A 17378-nucleotide genomic window follows, 5' to 3' on the forward strand; every position below is an offset into this window, starting at 1 on the left:
CAATCTGTTTTACCTTATAGCACAAAATTTTCAGAGAAAAGGACTTCTAATACCTTTCCATAGGCGTATGCGCCTTTTCTATTTTGTACTAATTTCCTGTATATTGGGATGGCATGCCTTTCGTAAATCTACACCATTGAATTGGAATTTGTACTTTCAAAATGAATTTATCCTAGAAATCCAAAAGTATTATTAACATCATTTTTACTAAAAGTTCGAATCGCCATTCTATACATTGCTTTTGCATGGATTCTATCATGCCATAGAAAACGTCTTAACATCTTTCGTACAGACCTTAATTCATCATAACTTCCTACAACAATAGGATTACTTAAAAATTCGGTAGTCTGTTCCAAAAGTTCAAATCCTCTATTGCGACATTCGTATATTGTACCTTCATTATTTACGTCAATACCAATCTCTCCAAAATAGTAGGCGTTGACATTCTTTGTATGTTCATACATCTCCTGTGCTGTTCTTGGTACATTTCCATAAAATGTAGTTCTAAATTGCAAACAGTTAGTGTTTTTGTCAGGAATAGATAAGTATAGTGAATAGAAGTCCATGGCAGACTTCAATACGAATTCTTTTAGATTCAAATATTCTTCTACTGACAACGGTTTTCTTTTTATTTCTTCTTGCATTTTCTTTATTGCAATATCTCTGTTCGAACCTCTTGTAAATGCCCCAACATAATCCACAGAATATAGCAGTGAATCGTCACCATTATGCTCCCAAACGCACTTAATTATAATATATCTACCGCTCCTGCAAATTCAGATTTATTAAAGAATACCATAAGCAAGGATAAAAATATAGTATTGATTATTTTTGCACAATTATTTAGATTATTTTTTTATTAATTGGATTTGTCTATAGTCTAAGGACCACCAGCTAAGCTGGTGGTCCTGATTTTTGTGAAAATAATTATCAGAGATTAATAGATTTATTTCATCAATTGTTATCAGTAATTTGCTTTAATTCTGCACTGATCTCCTTCACTTTATCAGAAGGAGCATAATCTGTTGTTTCAAAGAGGAACTGATGAAGTTGTGTTACATTTGCAACTAAATCTACCGGAAATACATAGGATACTTTGTGATAGGTAAATGCTCTTTTATCAAAAGGGAAGCCGGTTTCATCTACAATATCATAGGACATGATATCCTTGGCAAGCAGTAACAGCTTTGTGGAGTCCAGATTGGTTTGGATCATTGGTAATATCTTGTCCAAGATGGAATTTATGGTTATAAGATCTGCGGTTTTTGCTTTCTCGAATATCTTCTGGATTACTATTCGCTGTCTTTCAGCTCTCTTAAAGTCATCACCTTTGGTATAGCGGATTCTTGCATAGGCTGTAGCATGAGTACCGTTTACTACCTGTGTTCCGGCTGATTTTAGCTTGCCCACATTGGTACCGTTAATTTTGTTCAGTTCCTTGGTGTATCCATTTACATACTTTAATTCTTCTTTTGTTATATCAAGAGAGATACCTCCCAGCAGGTCGATTACCTCAGTTACTGCCTTGAAGTTAACCGTTACATATTCCTTTACATCCAGATCAAAGTTGGTATTGATGGTATTAAGCGCCAATGGATAACCACCGCGGAAATATGCGGCATTAATCTTATTGAAAGCATTATCTTCATCCGGTATCTTGGAATAGGTATCACGGAAAATGGAAGCCAGTTTAACATCTTTGGTCTTATTGTTTATACTTACGATTACGATGGTATCTGAATGGGTACCCTGTTTTACGGAATTGTCTCTGGAGTCCACGCCGAACACGGCTATATTACGGTATCCTTCCATATCTTCATTATCCGGATTGTTGGTAACGATGGAGGAATCTCCGGATTTATCTACCTGCATTTTGGAAGCCTTCCAGAAATAGTAACCTACACTGACAACCAGAAGCAGCAGTATCAAATCAAATATAATAACAACTTTCGTCTTAAAGCGCTTTCTTTTCTTTTTTACAGCCATAACATTTACCTTTCTTTTCCGGAGTGCAAGTGAAAACCTGATTAGCTTTCAGTCACGACCCCTTAATAAGCATTTTTGTTTACAAAACCATGGAAGATGGTCAGAAATAATATCTTAAAGTCCAGTCCAAGTGTCCAGTTCTCTATATAATACAAGTCGCAGTCTATTCGCTTACGAATCGAGGTGTCTCCGCGGAAACCATTTATCTGAGCCCAGCCGGTTATACCAGGCTGTACCTGATGCTTTATCATGTATCTTGGAATTTCTTCCTTGAACTTCTCTACAAAAAAGGGACGTTCTGGCCTGGGTCCCACAAGGCTCATTTCACCTTTCAGTACATTGAATAACTGCGGTAATTCATCGATGCTGGTTTTTCGGATAAACTTGCCGATCTTTGTTACCCTTGGATCATTAAAGGTTGTCCAGGCTTTCTTTTCCTTGGATTCGTGCTGAAGCTCCATGGAGCGGAATTTATACATCTTGAATTCCTTATTGTGCTTTCCTATACGAACCTGGGTAAAGATAATTGGTCCGCTGGAAGTAGCTTTGATTATAAGGGCTACAATAATCATTGGAATTGAAAAAAGCAGTAATGCAAAAATACCACCAAAGATATCCACGGCCCTTTTCATGATTCGGTTTACAAAATTGGTAAGAGGTACATTTCGGATATTGATAACCGGCAGTCCGTCTAAGTCCTCCGTATAAGGGATGGTGGGTAAAAGGTCCTGGTAATCCGGAATGAATTTGGTATGTACTCCCGACTTCTCGCATAAATTAACGATTCTTGACAGCTTCGAATACTCATCGATACTAAGAGTAATACCGATCTCATCCAGTTTATTCATTTGGAGTAATTCTGACAGATCTTCAATGGAGCCAATAACTTTTATGCCTTTATAGTTTGTATCACTGCCTACATTGTCGTCCAGAATACCATATATGGCATATCCCCAATGAGGATTGGCAAGGAGCCTGTCGATGTAGGATTGAGCCGCTCTGCTGTAACCGACCAATAGTACCTTTTTCTGGTTGTAACCTTTCTTTCTCGCAGCACTTTGAATGCAGCTGACAATCAAACGGTAGATCAGATCCAATAGTATATTAACTACAAAAAAGATAAATATCAGATAACGGGAATAATGGCTTTCATTGGTTGCATATAAAAGGAAGGTAAAGTATAATGTACCTAATATATTTGCCTTGAAGATATTCCACATGGTAAGTCTTTTGCTTTGAATAGGACTTGCACTGTACAACCCGCAAATATAATAAACGACTAAATACCCCGGTACTAACAGATATAATATTCTAATATATATAAAAATATCGTAGTAACCCGCATTGGGGTCAAAATGTACAAGATACCGTAACGGAGTAAAAAAACGAAGGTAATAGGTAAGTATATATGCCAAAATCAGGATAATGCCATCAGCTACAACATTTATTCGGTTTAAAGTCTTTTCATTGTCTTTTATCATTCAAAACTCCATTGCCCAACGGCATTTTTCTTGGTTTCTTTAATTTAATTTTGTCCTTAAATGACATTATTATAATACATGATTGAAAGAATTTCCACAATACAAAATTTTCTTAATATTTAACTGAAATTCTTAAGATTCATTTAGGGAGGGGTTGTGAAATCAATGTATTGGAAAAGTGCAGATACATTTAAATATAATTGGAGGAAAAAGGGTGGGTTATTAACGAGGGGACGGGGAATTGCACAAAATAGAAAGAACTCATGCTTCGATTACAAGGTATAAGAAGCCCTAATTTCTCTGAATATTTTGTGCTTGGCATAATGCAAAACAGATAACTCGCTACGCTCAGACAATCTGTTTTACATTATAGCACAAAAGATTCAGAGAAAAGGGCTTCTAATACCTTTCCATAGGCGCATTCGTTCTTTCTATTTTGTGCAACTCCCCTGAAATCGTATGTTATCATTTGGATGTATGATTATGTGAGGTATGATTATAGCAGTTATCGTTATGGCAGTTATGATTATGTGAGTTATGATTAATTCAGTTATGGTTTTGGCAGTTATGATTATGTGAGTTATGATTATTCAGTTATGGTTTTGGCAGTTATGATTATGTGAGTTATGATTAATTCAGTTATGGTTTTGGCAGTTATGATTATGTGAGTTATGATTAATTCAGTTATGGTTTTGGCAGTTATGATTATGTGTGTTATGATTATTCAGTTATGGTTTTGGCAGTTGTAATTATATGTGTTATGAATATTAAGTATGGTTTTGTCCAGTTATTGTTTTGACAATTTATCTTTTCAGTTTATTGATAAAAAATTTGTATTTTATATTTTATTCTTCACAGACTCTACACAAAATACTGATAGAATGATGTCGTAAATCAATAAGCTAGATGAAGGAAGAAAGCATCTAATAAAGAAAGTAATAAATAAGGAAGGTGAACAACTATGTCAGATGAATTCTTTGATAATGAAAAGAAGAATGAAGAAATCACAAACGGTGATAATCTTGAAACTACCGGTACTGACGTGAGTTCGGCAGACAGTACTATAAATGAACCGTTAAATGAGAGTAAGGAAGAGAGTGACAGTGTATATCGGTTAAGTAAACCGGCGCAGGGTACCTACAGTTTTTGGGCTGAGCAGATAACGGGTACCGGCAGCAGTCAGAATTATGAGAATTATCAGCAGTTTAAGGAAAACAAAAATTATGATTCCTATAGTTCCTACAACTATAATCAGTCTGCCTATAATGTACAGTCGGACATCAAGGAAAAGAAAGAAAACAAGTTCTTTAAAAAAGCTGGAAAGCTGGCAGTATCCGCAGTTGCTTTCGGTTTAATTGCAGGTCTGGCTTTTGTAGGCTTTAACACGGTTTATTATAAGATAAATCCTAATGCTGAACCTATTTATATGAGTTTTGGCGGAAATGGCGGCTTCTCCATAAGCAAGGACAATGAAGGGCCTTTATTGTCCTCAACTGCTGTTACGGACGGTAAGATTTCGCAGAAAACCGATGTTACGGATGTTATCGATAAGACCATGCCTTCTATCGTACAGATAACTACAACCTATACCCAGACTTATAATGACTGGTTCGGTCAGCAGTATGACGAGGAAAGTGAAGGCGGCGGCTCAGGAATTATCGTTGGAAAGAATGATAAGGAACTTCTGATTGCTACGAACAACCATGTGGTTGAAGGAGCAAACCCGATCAATGTTAAATTTATTGACGGAACAGAAGCAGAGGCTATTATTAAAGGAACAGATTCCACAGCAGACCTTGCTGTTATTACTATTGACTTAAGCAAGATTAAAGCCAGCACCCTGGAGACCATACAGATTGCGAAGCTTGGTGATTCAGATGCAGTGAAGGTAGGTGAGATGGCGGTTGCTATCGGTAATGCTTTAGGTTATGGTCAGTCTACCACAGTAGGTTATATCAGTGCAAAAGACCGTGAGGTCCAGGTGGATGAGAAGAAAATGGTATTGCTGCAGACGGATGCTGCTATCAATCCTGGTAATAGTGGCGGTGCCCTGATTAATTTAAACGGAGATGTAATTGGTATTAATACCGTTAAATATGCCTCCAGTGAAGTCGAAGGTATGGGTTTTGCAATTCCTATTTCCAGAGCCATACCGATTATTGATGAGTTAATGAGCAGAGAAGTACTGACCGAGAAGGAGAAAGGTTACTTAGGTGTGAGTATTAAGGATGTTACAGAAGAGATATCTCAAATGTACGGCTGGCCGTTAGGTGTTTATGTAAAAGCAACCTTAGATGGCAGCAGTGCGGCTAATGCAGGTATTTTAGCCGGTGATATTATTACCAAGGTGAATGATACGGAAGTAACTGCAGGTACTCAGCTGAAGGAAAAGGTAAATTCCTACCGTGTAGGAACCAAGATATCCATTACGGTGAAACGAAATACCAATGGTAAATTTGAAGAGAAAACCTTTGAGGTTACTTTAACCGGAAATCCTGAAACAAACAACAATCAATAAAGTATTCTTTATTAGTCAGAGCATATGGTTTCAGGAAGGTTAAAAATTCTGATCCAATTCATAAAACGATTAAAAATATAGGTAATATAAAGGCTGCGGTAAGATAGCTGTTTGAAAAAAGCTGTTTTATGGCAGCCTGTTTGTTTTTTTATTATAATTATTTTAGAAAAAATTCAATATTATTCTATTGTATACAACAAATTGCTACGTTATAATATAAAAATATATTTAATATATTAAAGATATTTAATATATCAATTTATTTAATATTTACCCCCTCATACTGGTGATAGCGGCAAAACCTTAAAGCTGGCTTTAAGGAGAAGGAGATGATATAATGAAAGACGATGTAAGGGATGATAATTTAAAGGATGAATTTAAAGATATAAATATAGAAGATAAAGAGAAAAAAGACAAAGATGATTACGAGACAGTCTGCTATATCTGCAGAAGGCCCGAGAGCAAAGCTGGAAAGATGATGAGGATACCAAATAACATCTGTATCTGCTCCGACTGTATGCAGAAGACCTTTGACACCATTAACAGCAATGGAATGCCTTATATGGATTTGATGGGATTTCCGTCTAATATGATGAATATGAACAATGTGCAAAAGGAAGTACCCAAAAGTCAGAAGTTAAAGAAAAAGAAAGAGGAGACGGAAGAAACCAACGCCAAAACAATGGACATAAGAAATATTCCTTCCCCTCATATAATTAAAGGCAAACTGGATGATTTCGTCGTTGGGCAGGAACATGCCAAAAAGGTACTCTCAGTAGCTGTTTATAACCATTATAAAAGGGTCGCAACGGATACCATGGATGATATTGAGATCGAGAAGTCCAATATGCTTATGATCGGACCTACGGGTAGCGGTAAGACCTTCCTGGTAAAGACCCTGGCAAAGCTTCTGGATGTGCCTTTAGCTATCACAGATGCTACTTCTCTTACGGAAGCCGGCTATATTGGTGATGACGTAGAAAGTGTCTTATCAAAGCTACTGGCAGCTGCTGATAATGATGTTGAGAAGGCGGAACGGGGAATCATTTTTATTGATGAGATTGATAAGATTGCAAAGAAAAAGAATACCAATAACAGAGATGTAAGCGGTGAGTCCGTTCAACAGGGACTTTTGAAACTTTTAGAGGGCAGCGAAGTGGAAGTACCGGTAGGTGCTACCAGCAAAAATGCTATGGTTCCTTTAACTACTGTAAATACCAAGAATATTCTCTTTATCTGCGGGGGAGCTTTTCCGGACCTGGATACCATAATCAAAGCCAGGCTGAACAAACAATCCTCCATTGGTTTTAGCGCAGACTTAAAAGATAAATATGACGATGATCCGAACCTGCTGTTAAAGGTAGCGGTAGAGGATTTAAGAGAGTTTGGTATGATACCGGAATTTTTAGGACGTCTTCCGATTATATACTCTCTGGAAGGCTTAACAAAGGACATGCTTATCAAGATCTTAATGGAGCCAAGAAATGCTATTTTAAAGCAATACCAGAAACTTCTTGCTTTAGATGAGGTGCGTCTGGAATTTGACAGAAGCGCAATGGAAGCTATTGCAGAAAAAGCCATGGAGAAGAAGACCGGAGCCAGAGCTTTGCGTGCTATCATTGAAGAGTTCATGCTTGATATAATGTATGAAATACCAAAGGACATCAACATTGGAAAAGTAACCATTACCAGAGATTACATTGAGAAAAAGGGAGTACCTCAGATTGAGATGAGGGGAAGCAGTTATAATAATATGCTGCTGGAAGAATCCGTATAAAAGTACATGCGATAAATAAAACAACAAAAGGGAGAGAGGTGTATTCCGCGGGTGTAAGGAGTGAATACAAGGCCCGCGGAAAAAGATATGGAGGAGAAATTTCTGCCGGAAATTGACGGTGTTTTACGCAAACATATGATTCGTGTACCCAAAGCAATCGATCATGCAAGTGGTATCCGCATCTTTGGAAAACTAATTAAATCCCTTGTATTTACTACAGATGTAGCTATAATACGAAACTGTAATGCCAATGCGGTTATTGCAGTCTATCCATTTACACCACAACCGATCATCACCCATTCTATTATAAACTGTTCGGATGTCCCGGTATTCTGCGGCGTCGGAGGTGGTACCACCAAAGGTCCCAGGGTACTTAATCTGGCAGAAGATGCTGAATTTCAAGGTGCGGTAGGAGTTGTTTTAAATGCGCCTACACCCAATGAAACCATTCTTTATTTAAAGGAGAAAATTGATATTCCCATTGTAATTACCGTAGTGTCTGAGAAAACGGATATTCGTGCCAGAATTGAAGCAGGTGCGGATATCTTAAATGTATCCGGTGCCGGCAGGACCAATGATATCGTTAGACAGATCAGGGAGGAATTTCCCAAAATACCCATTATTGCAACTGGTGGGCCTACAGAAGAAAGTATCCTAAAAACCATTGAGGCAGGTGCCAATGCAATAACCTATACACCGCCTACCAACGGAGAGATATTCAAAAGGCTGATGAATAAATATAGAGAAGAAGACCATATTATTTAGGGGGTAACCGGAAGTGATCCTGAAGAAAATTATGGGTTTGGTTAATGCGGCTAAGCCAAATAAAACCGTTCATACTACAGTTCCTACCATTGTAAAGGAAACGATAAAAAAAGAAAATCTGGAAGAATCAGAAAGCAATACGGAGTCAAGTACGGAACCTATGGAGTACGAGATTGTTGAGAAGGAGATATTACCTGAGAAAATGATATGTCCTGATTGCGGAGGGATTACTCTTGCAGGTCTTGATTTCTGCGATAAGTGCGGCGGTGAGCTGGCAAACTATGAGAATTTTTGAACTGATACATTTTCATACGGCATAACCACAAATATCGGCTAAGTATAATGCGTGTACTTATGCAGCCTGGTACTTGATTGATTATTTGAATGAATCGATTAATCAATTTTTTGTTGACAAATGAAAATGACAATAGTAAGATAAAACAGAACAAAGGCGTTCAAGGTATTTGTATTTTGAACGCCTTTTTTCAATATACTATATATATTACTTAGCAGCTTATAATACACCATAAGCTTTTGTTTTTACATTAGTACTTTAATGCATTAATATGCCAATGGTTAAGTTGTAGCTGTATAAGATATATTAATATGATGGAGGAGACTTATGAGAAAATTATTAAAGAGAGTTGTAAGCCTTGGCTTATTAGGTACTTTGGCAGTTGCTTCATTAGCAGCCTGCGGTACAAAGAATAACAGTACAGGATCTGACGGTAGCGATACAGCTTCCGGAGATGGTACATTTTTAATCGGTGGTTTAGGACCTTTAACAGGAGCAGCAGCTTCCTATGGTATCTCTGTAAAGCAGGGCGCTGAAATTGCCATTCAGGAAATCAATGATGCAGGCGGTGTTAAGGCTGGGGACCAGACACTGAAATTAGTTCTTCAGTTTGAAGATGATGAAGCTGATGGCGATACTGCTATGGCAGCTTATAACACATTAATGGATAAAGGTATCCAGGCTTTACTTGGAACCGTAACCAGTGGTGCAGGTCTTGCAATTTCTGATCAGACCAGTGCAGATGGAATCTTACAGATTACTCCTTCCGGTTCAGCAGCAGACCTGACCAAGAATCCCAACGCTTTCCGTCTTTGCTTTACCGATCCTCTTCAGGGACAGACAATGGCAAAGTATGCAGTTGAGACCTTAGGTTATAAAAAGGTAGCAATTATCTATAACAATGCGGATGACTACAGTACCGGTGTAGCAGAGGCTTTCGAAAGTGAAGTAAAAGCTCTGGGCGGTGAAATCGTAGCAAAAGAAGCTTTCGTAACCGATGCAGTAGACTTTAATACACAGCTTACATCAATTAAAGGAACCGATGCACAGATCGTTTTTGCTCCTGTATACTATCAGGATGCAGCTTATATAACAACCCAGGCTTCTGAGCTTGGAATCACACTTCCTTTTATCGGTTCTGACGGCTGGGATGGTGTAATCGATAAGGTAGTAGATACAAAGGTATTGGAAGGTGCTGTATTCTTAAGTCCTTTCCTTGCAACAGACTCAGATTCAGCTGTACAGGCTTTTGTTGGAAAATACAAAGAAAAATACAATGCAACACCTGACCAGTTCGCAGCAGATGGTTATGATACCGTATATGTAATCAAAGCAGCAATTGAAAAAGCCGGTAAAACCAGCAGTGCTGATTTAATCAAGGCTATGACTGAGATTGAAGTAAAGGGACTTACCGGAACCGTTACCTTTAATGCTGACGGTGAACCAAATAAAGGTGCTAAATTCGTAGAAATCAAAGGCGGAGAATATACTGCTAAAACAGTAGAGTAATATATTTTACAGAGCTGTAAATTAAAGAATTTTGGACGGAAGACAGGAAACTGTCTTTGGTCCAAATTCTTTCTTTTAATCAGGTGAACTTAAGACTATTCGCTTTATTCGGAAGAGCTGGGGAGAAGGCTTCCGGGCCAAGCGAATAAGCTTATGAAGAAGGAATGTTCAAGCGGGATTGGATATTCAGGAAAGAGGTCGATATGGAAAGTATTATTGAACAATTAATAAACGGCTTAAGGTCGGGGAGTATCTATGCCTTAATTGCCTTGGGCTATACAATGGTATACGGTATAGCGAAAATGATTAACTTTGCCCATGGTGATATTATCATGGTTGGTGCATATAGTTTGTATGTTTTTATTGCAAGGCTCAAGATGCCAGTGGTACCTGCTGTTATATTTACGATTTTAGTATGTGCAATTATAGGTGTTGTGATTGAAAAGGTTGCTTATAAACCTCTAAGAAAAGCACCGCCATTAGCAGTTCTTATAACAGCAATTGGTGTAAGTTACTTACTGCAAAATTTAGCCCAGCTAATATTTACGGCTAATCCAATAACATTTAAATCTATCATTAACCTGAAGGCAGTTAAAATAGCAGGTATAACCATACCTGGTATAACCTTGGTGACATTAGTGGTTACTTTTATTTGTATGACTGCCCTAACCTTGTTTATCAATAAAACAAAAGCAGGCAGTGCCATGAGAGCAGTTTCTGAGGATAAAGCAGCAGCTCAATTAATGGGAATTAATGTTAATCGAACCATATCAATGACTTTCGCTATTGGATCTGCTCTTGCCGCAGTGGCAGGTATTATATTTATTTGTCAGTTCCAGTCTGTTGAACCGACTCTGGGTGCTTTGCCTGGTATCAAGGCTTTCGTAGCTGCTGTACTTGGAGGTATTGGAAGTGTACCGGGTGCAATGCTTGGAGGACTCCTTTTAGGTGTAATTGAGAGTGTTTCCAAAGCGTATATATCAACACAATTAGCTGATGCAATCGTATTTGGTGTATTGGTAATCGTTCTGCTGGTTAAACCCTCCGGTCTTCTTGGCAAGAACCGTATAGAGAAAGTGTAGGTGGCATATGGGGAAAGATATCGCGAAAAAAACAGGAAGCATCTTTAACGGCAAAAATCTGATAAAACTGGCAGTGATAGTTATTATTTATATATTGCTTATGCTGGTCATGGAAGGGGATTTTGCTACCAGGCATTTTAAATCCCTTTTAGTACCTGTAGGAATTAACATAATCTTAGCAGTATCCTTAAATATTACAACTGGATTTTTAGGAGAGTTGTCTTTGGGACATGCCGGCTTTATGGCAATCGGTGCTTATTCCGGCTCCCTTTTTACAATTTTTGCACAGGATCATACCGGACTTCCGGGTCCCCTGGCTTTCATCATTGGTATTATTATCGGTGGTATCATGGCAGCTTTACTTGGTGTAGTAATCGGTATCCCGGTGCTCAGGCTCCGCGGCGATTACCTTGCCATTGTAACCCTTGCCTTTGGCGAGATTGTTCGTTCTGTAATCAACTTCCTTGGGTTTACCGGAGGAGCCAGAGGCTTAAGCGGTATACCAAGATATACAAATTATAAATGGGTGTATGCTCTGGTAATCATTACTCTGATTGTACTGGCGAATCTGGTAAAATCCCGTTACGGCAGAGTTATCAGCTCCATCAGGGATAATTCCATAGCAGCAGAATCTATTGGTATTAAGGTAAGTAATTATAAAATCATGGCTTTTGTAATAGCTGCTTTCTTTGCAGGAGTTGCAGGGGTTCTTTTCGGACATAACTTAAGTGTATTAAAGCCTACAAATTTTGATTACAATAAATCCATAGAGATTTTGGTTATCGTAGTACTTGGAGGTATGGGCAGCATAAGAGGTTCTGTTATATCAGCCATTATCCTTACACTGCTTCCTGAGTTCTTAAGAGATGCCAGTGAATACAGAATGTTGCTTTACGCATTAGCACTAATTATAATCATGCTCTTTAATTCTTCTGAAATCCGTCAGAAGCTGGAGGACAGCGGTAAGCTGCCTAAACTGCCTAAATTTCCAACCTTAAAGGCAAGAATCAAATAGAAAGGAGAGAAAAATTATGAGTTTATTGGAAGTAAATAATTTAGGTATCTCCTTTGGAGGACTAAGGGCGGTGGACAGTGTAAACCTTTCCATCGAAAAGGGACAGCTTTATGGTCTTATCGGACCCAACGGAGCCGGTAAAACAACGATCTTTAATTTATTAACGGGGGTATATAAACCTACGGATGGCACTATTAAATTAGACGGTACAGATATGGTGGGGAAATCCCCCTCTGAAATCTGTAAGTCCGGTATTGCCAGAACATTTCAGAATATTCGCTTATTTAAGAAGATGACTGTCCTTGATAACGTTAAGACTGCTCTTCATAACAGATATACCTACTCCCTGGCAGAGAGTTTTCTTCATCTGGGGTCTTATTTCAAAAAAGAAAGAGAGATGGATGAGAAGGCACTTGAAATCCTGAAAGTGTTTGATCTGGACAATGAGGCAGATTATCTTGCAGGAAATCTTCCTTACGGTAAACAGAGAAAATTAGAAATTGCCAGAGGACTTGCCACGAATCCTAAGCTTCTCTTATTAGATGAACCTGCAGCAGGTATGAATCCCAATGAAACCGCTGAGTTAATGGATACCATACAGCTGGTCAGAAAACAATATGGCATTACAATCCTATTAATTGAACATGATATGAAGCTGGTAACAGGTATCTGTGAGAAGATACTGGTACTTAATTTCGGCACGGAACTTGCATCCGGTACTCCTGAGGAAGTTTTAAATGATCCCGAGGTTATTACCGCATATCTGGGAGAATAAAGGAGGGGTACAATGGCAATGTTAAAAATAGAAGACCTGAATGTATATTATGGAGTTATTCAGGCATTAAAGGGAGTATCCTTTGAAGTAAATGAAGGAGAAGTTATCGCATTGATCGGAGCCAACGGTGCAGGTAAGACTACGATACTTCATTCCATTACAGGACTGCTTGGCACGAAATCAGGCCGTGTACTGTATGAAGGCAAAGATCTTACAAAGATACCTGCCCATAAAATAGTAACCATGGGAATGGCTCATGTACCGGAAGGCAGAAGAGTGTTTGCAGAACTGACAGTATATGAGAATCTGAAGCTTGGTGCTTATACCAGAAAAGACAAAACGGAAATCGAAAACACTTTAAACAAGGTCTACAACAGATTTCCCAGATTGAAGGAACGAAAAAATCAGATAGCCGGAACCCTAAGCGGCGGTGAACAGCAGATGTTAGCAATGGGGCGTGCCCTTATGTCCCAGCCTAAAATCATATTAATGGATGAGCCTTCCATGGGATTATCTCCCTTGTTTGTTTCTGAGATTTTTGATATAATAAAGGAAATAAGTGAAAGCGGTACGACCGTTCTGTTAGTAGAACAGAATGCAAAAAAAGCATTATCCATCGCTTCCAGAGCATATGTTTTAGAGACCGGTAAAATTGTACTGGAAGGTAAGGCAAGTGATCTGCTTAATGATGATTCTGTTAAAAAAGCTTACCTGGGTGAGTAATACATTTAGTACACAGACAGAAGTTAGTAGATTAAAGAGTATTCTGTTGAGGATTGAATATTCAGAAAAGAGGGCAATATGAAAAATTATGTAATAACCATTGCCAGGGGTTACGGCAGCGGCGGCAGAACAATGGGAAAGATGCTTGCCGAAGAGCTGGGAATCCATTATTATGACCGGGAGCTGATGCGCCTTGCTTCAGACGAAAGCGGTATTAACGAGGAACTGTTCGGCAGAGCTGATGAGCAGTTGAAGCAAAGCCTGTTATACCGTATAGCCAGAAGGGAATATAAAGGCGAGCTGATTCAGCCGGACAGGGAAGATTTTGTCTCCAATGATAATTTGTTCAGTTACCAGGCAAAGGTTATCAAACGTCTGGCAGAAGAAGAGTCCTGTGTTATTGTAGGAAGATGTGCGGATTATATCCTAAAGGATATGGACAATGTAGTTAAAGTCTTTATACATGCTTCTTTAGAGGACTGTGTAACAAGACTGGAAGGAATGTTTAGTTTACCCGCCAAAGAACTGGAAAAGAAAATAATTGAGACAGACAAACGCCGTGCGGCATACTACCGCTATTATACCGGCAGAGACTGGGAAGCTGCAAAGAATTACGACTTGTGCCTGAACAGCAAGCAGCTGGGTTTTGATAAGTGCGTTAAGATAGTCAGAGATTATCTGGATATACGTTTTAATTAAGCATGTCAGGGGCTGTTGCAAAACGAATGTAAAGCTGCAAGAAGCCCCTTGGATTTCCTTTAATGCACTGCCTGAAAGACATATTGCAGATTTTGTGTACTAAACGCAAACAAGTTTTGTAGATTATAGCACACGAAATTGGGTATATGTATTTCAGCCGCAGTGGGGAAAGTCAGGGGGCTTCTTGCAACATCATTGTTTATAATGCAACAGCCTTTTTTCGTGAATATATATTTACTTCATAAAAAAACAGTCAGAATACATAAACAATAGTTCGAGGTCATAAACAATTATTCGAGGACATAAAAAAATAGTTCGATGGCATGTCTTGTATTCAAGAATATCAGTATGCTATACTGATAAAAATACAATGAGACACATAAAAAGGAAAGAGGTTATCTATGATTTCTGAAAAAATGAGTGTTATGGTAAAGAACAGCTCAATTACCAGAGCAATGTTCGAAGAAGGAAAAAGACTGGCAGCAATTCACGGAAAAGAGAATGTATTTGATTTCAGCCTTGGAAACCCCAGTGTGGTACCCCCTGCTTCCGTACGGGAGGCAGTAATAGACATTATAACCCATGAAGATACCAACATGGTACACGGATATATGAATAATTCCGGGTATGAAGACGTAAGGGAGCAAATTGCAGACTTCTTAAATAAACACCATGGTACCTCATTTCATGCAGGGAACATCTTAATGACAGTTGGTGCTGCAGGCGGATTGAATGTAATATTAAAGACGTTAATAAATCCCGGGGAAGAAATAATAACCTTTGCTCCTTTCTTCGGAGAGTATAGAAATTACGCCGATAATTATGATGCCAGGCTGGTAGTAATCAGCCCAGATACACAGACCTTCATGCCCAATTTGAAAGAATTGGAAGAAAAGATTACAGCAAAGACAAAAGCAGTTATTGTTAATACTCCCAATAATCCTACAGGTGTAGTATATTCCGAGGAAACCATTAAGGAACTTGCAAAAGTATTGGAAAAGAAGCAGGAAGAATTAAAAACTTCTATTTATCTGATCTCCGATGAGCCTTACAGGGAGCTTGTTTATGGAGAGGTAGAAGTACCATATATTACGAAATACTACAGGAATACGATTGTAGGCTATTCTTACAGTAAATCACTGTCTCTTCCGGGAGAGCGTATCGGATATCTTGTAATACCAAAGGAAGCAGATGATTATGAAGATATATTCGCTGCAGCTAATGTTGCCAACAGAATACTTGGGTTTGTTAATGCGCCTTCTCTTATTCAGAGAGTGGTTGCAAAATGCCTGGATTCAGAAGTAGATGTTTCTGTATACAATGAGAACAGGGAGCTTCTCTACAATAGTCTCATAGAATATGGTTATTCCTGTGTCAAACCTCAGGGAGCCTTTTATCTGTTCGTTAAGACTCTGGAAGAGGATGATAAAGCTTTCTGTGAGAGGGCAAAGAAATATAACATTCTTGTAGTACCCGGCTCCGCCTTTGGCTGCCCGGGATATTGCCGCATTGCTTACTGTGTGGGAAAGAGCAGCATTGAAGGAGCCCTGCCGGGCTTTCAGAAGCTTTACGATGAATATAACCTGTAAAATACCTTGTATAATGCTCCGACAGCATACCCAGTGAAAGAAAAGAGGTCACCTATGAACCAGTGGGAACAGTATTTCAGAAAGGTTGTGCCCTATGTTCCGGGAGAACAGCCCAGTGTACCAGGAATGATTAAATTAAACACCAATGAAAATCCCTATCCGCCTTCACCTAAGGTTAAGAAAGCCATGGAGGAATTAGATATGGATAAGTTAAGGCTTTATCCTGATCCTACCTCCAGTGAACTGACGGAAGCCTTAAGTGCAGCCTATGGCGTAAATAAGGAGCAGATTTTTGTAGGAGTTGGCTCCGATGATGTATTGGGAACGGCTTTCCTTACTTTTTTTAACGCGGAGGAACCCATTCTTTTTCCGGATATTACCTATTCTTTTTATGAGGTATGGGCAGGTTTATACCGGATTCCCTATGTCACGCTGCCTTTGCAGGAAGACTTCTCAGTTCGTAAAGAAGACTATTACAGGAAGAATGGTGGGATTGTTATAGCCAATCCTAATGCACCTACTTCTCTGTGTATGGAATTAGAGGCTATAAGGGATATACTATTAAATAACAGTGAAATCGTTGTTATTGTAGATGAAGCGTATATCGATTTTGGCGGAGTCAGTGCTCTGTCGCTGCTGGAGGAATTTGAAAACCTGCTGGTGGTGCAGACCTTTTCCAAGTCCTATTCCATGGCAGGTATACGAATCGGTTATGCCTTTGGAGCACCTGCCCTGATAAAGGCCATGAATGATGTGAAATATTCCTACAATTCCTATACAATGAATCTGCCCTCTCTTTTGTATGGAGCAGAAGCCGTAAAGGATCAGGCTTATCACAAGGAGATGCTGGATAAAATAATCAATACCAGAGCCTGGGTGAAGGAGGCATTAATAAAGCTCGGATTTTCCATGCCAGATTCCAGGACGAATTTTATATTTGCTTCTCATAAAGAAATACCTGCTGAGAAAATATTTCTGGCACTGAGGGAAAAGAATATATATGTACGTTATTTTAACAAACCCAGGATTAATAACTATTTAAGAATTACCATAGGAACTGACCGGGAGATGGAGACACTTATGACTGCTCTGGAAGAAATACTTAAGGTCACTTCTTTGACTAATTAAGCTGGTTATGTTATTATAAACTAGCTATTACTTTAC

The 17378-nt window shown here is 38.7% G+C and carries 15 protein-coding genes; 12 read left to right on the plus strand and 3 right to left on the minus strand.

What is annotated here, in order from left to right; all coding sequences use genetic code 11:
* Nucleotides 1-167 precede the first annotated feature (167 nt).
* The 3 genes from BR73_RS0105730 to BR73_RS0105740 all read right to left on the minus strand — a co-directional run bounded on the left by BR73_RS0105730 (nt 168) and on the right by BR73_RS0105740 (nt 3467).
* Nucleotides 168-701 (minus strand): hypothetical protein, encoded by a 534-nt coding sequence (locus BR73_RS0105730; protein ID WP_242860630.1) that lies wholly within the window; start codon nt 699-701, stop codon nt 168-170.
* Between the two features lie 253 nt (nt 702-954).
* Nucleotides 955-1986: an LCP family protein gene (locus tag BR73_RS0105735; RefSeq protein WP_081848546.1), complete on the minus strand. Its 1032-nt coding sequence runs from the start codon at nt 1984-1986 to the stop codon at nt 955-957.
* Nucleotides 1987-2048: 62 nt separating this feature from the next.
* Nucleotides 2049-3467 carry an undecaprenyl-phosphate glucose phosphotransferase gene (locus tag BR73_RS0105740; RefSeq protein WP_033164748.1) on the minus strand — a complete coding sequence of 473 codons (1419 nt, stop codon included), beginning with the start codon at nt 3465-3467 and terminating at the stop codon, nt 2049-2051.
* Between the two features lie 961 nt (nt 3468-4428).
* Between BR73_RS0105740 and BR73_RS0105745 the strand changes: the two genes are divergently transcribed.
* From BR73_RS0105745 to hisC, 12 genes are all read left to right on the plus strand, one after another.
* Nucleotides 4429-5985, plus strand: coding sequence for a trypsin-like peptidase domain-containing protein (locus BR73_RS0105745; RefSeq protein ID WP_051684999.1), 1557 nt, complete (start codon nt 4429-4431; stop codon nt 5983-5985).
* A gap of 337 nt (nt 5986-6322) precedes the next feature.
* Nucleotides 6323-7762: an ATP-dependent Clp protease ATP-binding subunit ClpX gene (gene clpX / locus BR73_RS0105750; RefSeq protein WP_033164749.1), complete on the plus strand. Its 1440-nt coding sequence runs from the start codon at nt 6323-6325 to the stop codon at nt 7760-7762.
* A gap of 87 nt (nt 7763-7849) precedes the next feature.
* Complete coding sequence (locus BR73_RS0105755; protein WP_033167127.1) at nt 7850-8527, plus strand: hydrolase; 678 nt, start codon at nt 7850-7852, stop codon at nt 8525-8527.
* A 31-nt stretch (nt 8528-8558) separates the two neighbouring features.
* On the plus strand, nt 8559-8822 hold the full coding sequence (locus tag BR73_RS0105760; RefSeq protein WP_156034620.1) for a hypothetical protein: 264 nt from the start codon (nt 8559-8561) through the stop codon (nt 8820-8822).
* Nucleotides 8823-9149: 327 nt separating this feature from the next.
* Nucleotides 9150-10331, plus strand: a complete 1182-nt coding sequence (locus BR73_RS0105765; protein WP_033164751.1) for an ABC transporter substrate-binding protein — start codon at nt 9150-9152, stop codon at nt 10329-10331.
* Nucleotides 10332-10534: 203 nt separating this feature from the next.
* The gene (locus BR73_RS0105770; protein ID WP_033164752.1) at nt 10535-11413 is read left to right on the plus strand and encodes a branched-chain amino acid ABC transporter permease; all 879 of its coding nucleotides are present in this window, start codon (nt 10535-10537) and stop codon (nt 11411-11413) included.
* A 7-nt stretch (nt 11414-11420) separates the two neighbouring features.
* Nucleotides 11421-12428 carry a branched-chain amino acid ABC transporter permease gene (locus BR73_RS0105775; protein WP_051685000.1) on the plus strand — a complete coding sequence of 336 codons (1008 nt, stop codon included), beginning with the start codon at nt 11421-11423 and terminating at the stop codon, nt 12426-12428.
* A gap of 16 nt (nt 12429-12444) precedes the next feature.
* Nucleotides 12445-13203: an ABC transporter ATP-binding protein gene (locus tag BR73_RS0105780; protein ID WP_033164753.1), complete on the plus strand. Its 759-nt coding sequence runs from the start codon at nt 12445-12447 to the stop codon at nt 13201-13203.
* A gap of 12 nt (nt 13204-13215) precedes the next feature.
* A complete protein-coding gene (locus BR73_RS0105785) occupies nt 13216-13926 on the plus strand; it encodes an ABC transporter ATP-binding protein (protein WP_033164754.1) in 711 nt (236 codons plus the stop codon).
* Between the two features lie 78 nt (nt 13927-14004).
* On the plus strand, nt 14005-14625 hold the full coding sequence (locus tag BR73_RS0105790; protein ID WP_033164755.1) for a cytidylate kinase-like family protein: 621 nt from the start codon (nt 14005-14007) through the stop codon (nt 14623-14625).
* Between the two features lie 401 nt (nt 14626-15026).
* Nucleotides 15027-16214 carry a pyridoxal phosphate-dependent aminotransferase gene (locus tag BR73_RS0105795; RefSeq protein WP_033164756.1) on the plus strand — a complete coding sequence of 396 codons (1188 nt, stop codon included), beginning with the start codon at nt 15027-15029 and terminating at the stop codon, nt 16212-16214.
* 54 nt (nt 16215-16268) lie between these two features.
* The gene (hisC, locus tag BR73_RS0105800) at nt 16269-17342 is read left to right on the plus strand and encodes a histidinol-phosphate transaminase (RefSeq protein WP_033164757.1); all 1074 of its coding nucleotides are present in this window, start codon (nt 16269-16271) and stop codon (nt 17340-17342) included.
* Nucleotides 17343-17378 lie beyond the last annotated feature (36 nt).

The organism is Clostridium sp. KNHs205 (assembly GCF_000702945.1).
Classification (GTDB): Bacteria; Bacillota; Clostridia; order Lachnospirales; family Lachnospiraceae; genus Anaerocolumna.

Coding starts and splice junctions, on each gene's coding strand:
- BR73_RS0105760 (WP_156034620.1), top strand. CDS start 8,559: ATGGGTTTGGTTAATGCGGCTAAGCCAAATAAAACCGTTCATACTACA.
- BR73_RS0105795 (WP_033164756.1), top strand. CDS start 15,027: ATGATTTCTGAAAAAATGAGTGTTATGGTAAAGAACAGCTCAATTACC.
- BR73_RS0105775 (WP_051685000.1), top strand. CDS start 11,421: ATGGGGAAAGATATCGCGAAAAAAACAGGAAGCATCTTTAACGGCAAA.
- BR73_RS0105755 (WP_033167127.1), top strand. CDS start 7,850: ATGGAGGAGAAATTTCTGCCGGAAATTGACGGTGTTTTACGCAAACAT.
- clpX (WP_033164749.1), top strand. CDS start 6,323: ATGAAAGACGATGTAAGGGATGATAATTTAAAGGATGAATTTAAAGAT.
- BR73_RS0105740 (WP_033164748.1), bottom strand. CDS start 3,467: ATGATAAAAGACAATGAAAAGACTTTAAACCGAATAAATGTTGTAGCT.
- BR73_RS0105745 (WP_051684999.1), top strand. CDS start 4,429: ATGTCAGATGAATTCTTTGATAATGAAAAGAAGAATGAAGAAATCACA.
- BR73_RS0105780 (WP_033164753.1), top strand. CDS start 12,445: ATGAGTTTATTGGAAGTAAATAATTTAGGTATCTCCTTTGGAGGACTA.
- BR73_RS0105735 (WP_081848546.1), bottom strand. CDS start 1,986: ATGGCTGTAAAAAAGAAAAGAAAGCGCTTTAAGACGAAAGTTGTTATT.
- BR73_RS0105765 (WP_033164751.1), top strand. CDS start 9,150: ATGAGAAAATTATTAAAGAGAGTTGTAAGCCTTGGCTTATTAGGTACT.
- BR73_RS0105790 (WP_033164755.1), top strand. CDS start 14,005: ATGAAAAATTATGTAATAACCATTGCCAGGGGTTACGGCAGCGGCGGC.
- BR73_RS0105785 (WP_033164754.1), top strand. CDS start 13,216: ATGGCAATGTTAAAAATAGAAGACCTGAATGTATATTATGGAGTTATT.
- hisC (WP_033164757.1), top strand. CDS start 16,269: ATGAACCAGTGGGAACAGTATTTCAGAAAGGTTGTGCCCTATGTTCCG.
- BR73_RS0105770 (WP_033164752.1), top strand. CDS start 10,535: ATGGAAAGTATTATTGAACAATTAATAAACGGCTTAAGGTCGGGGAGT.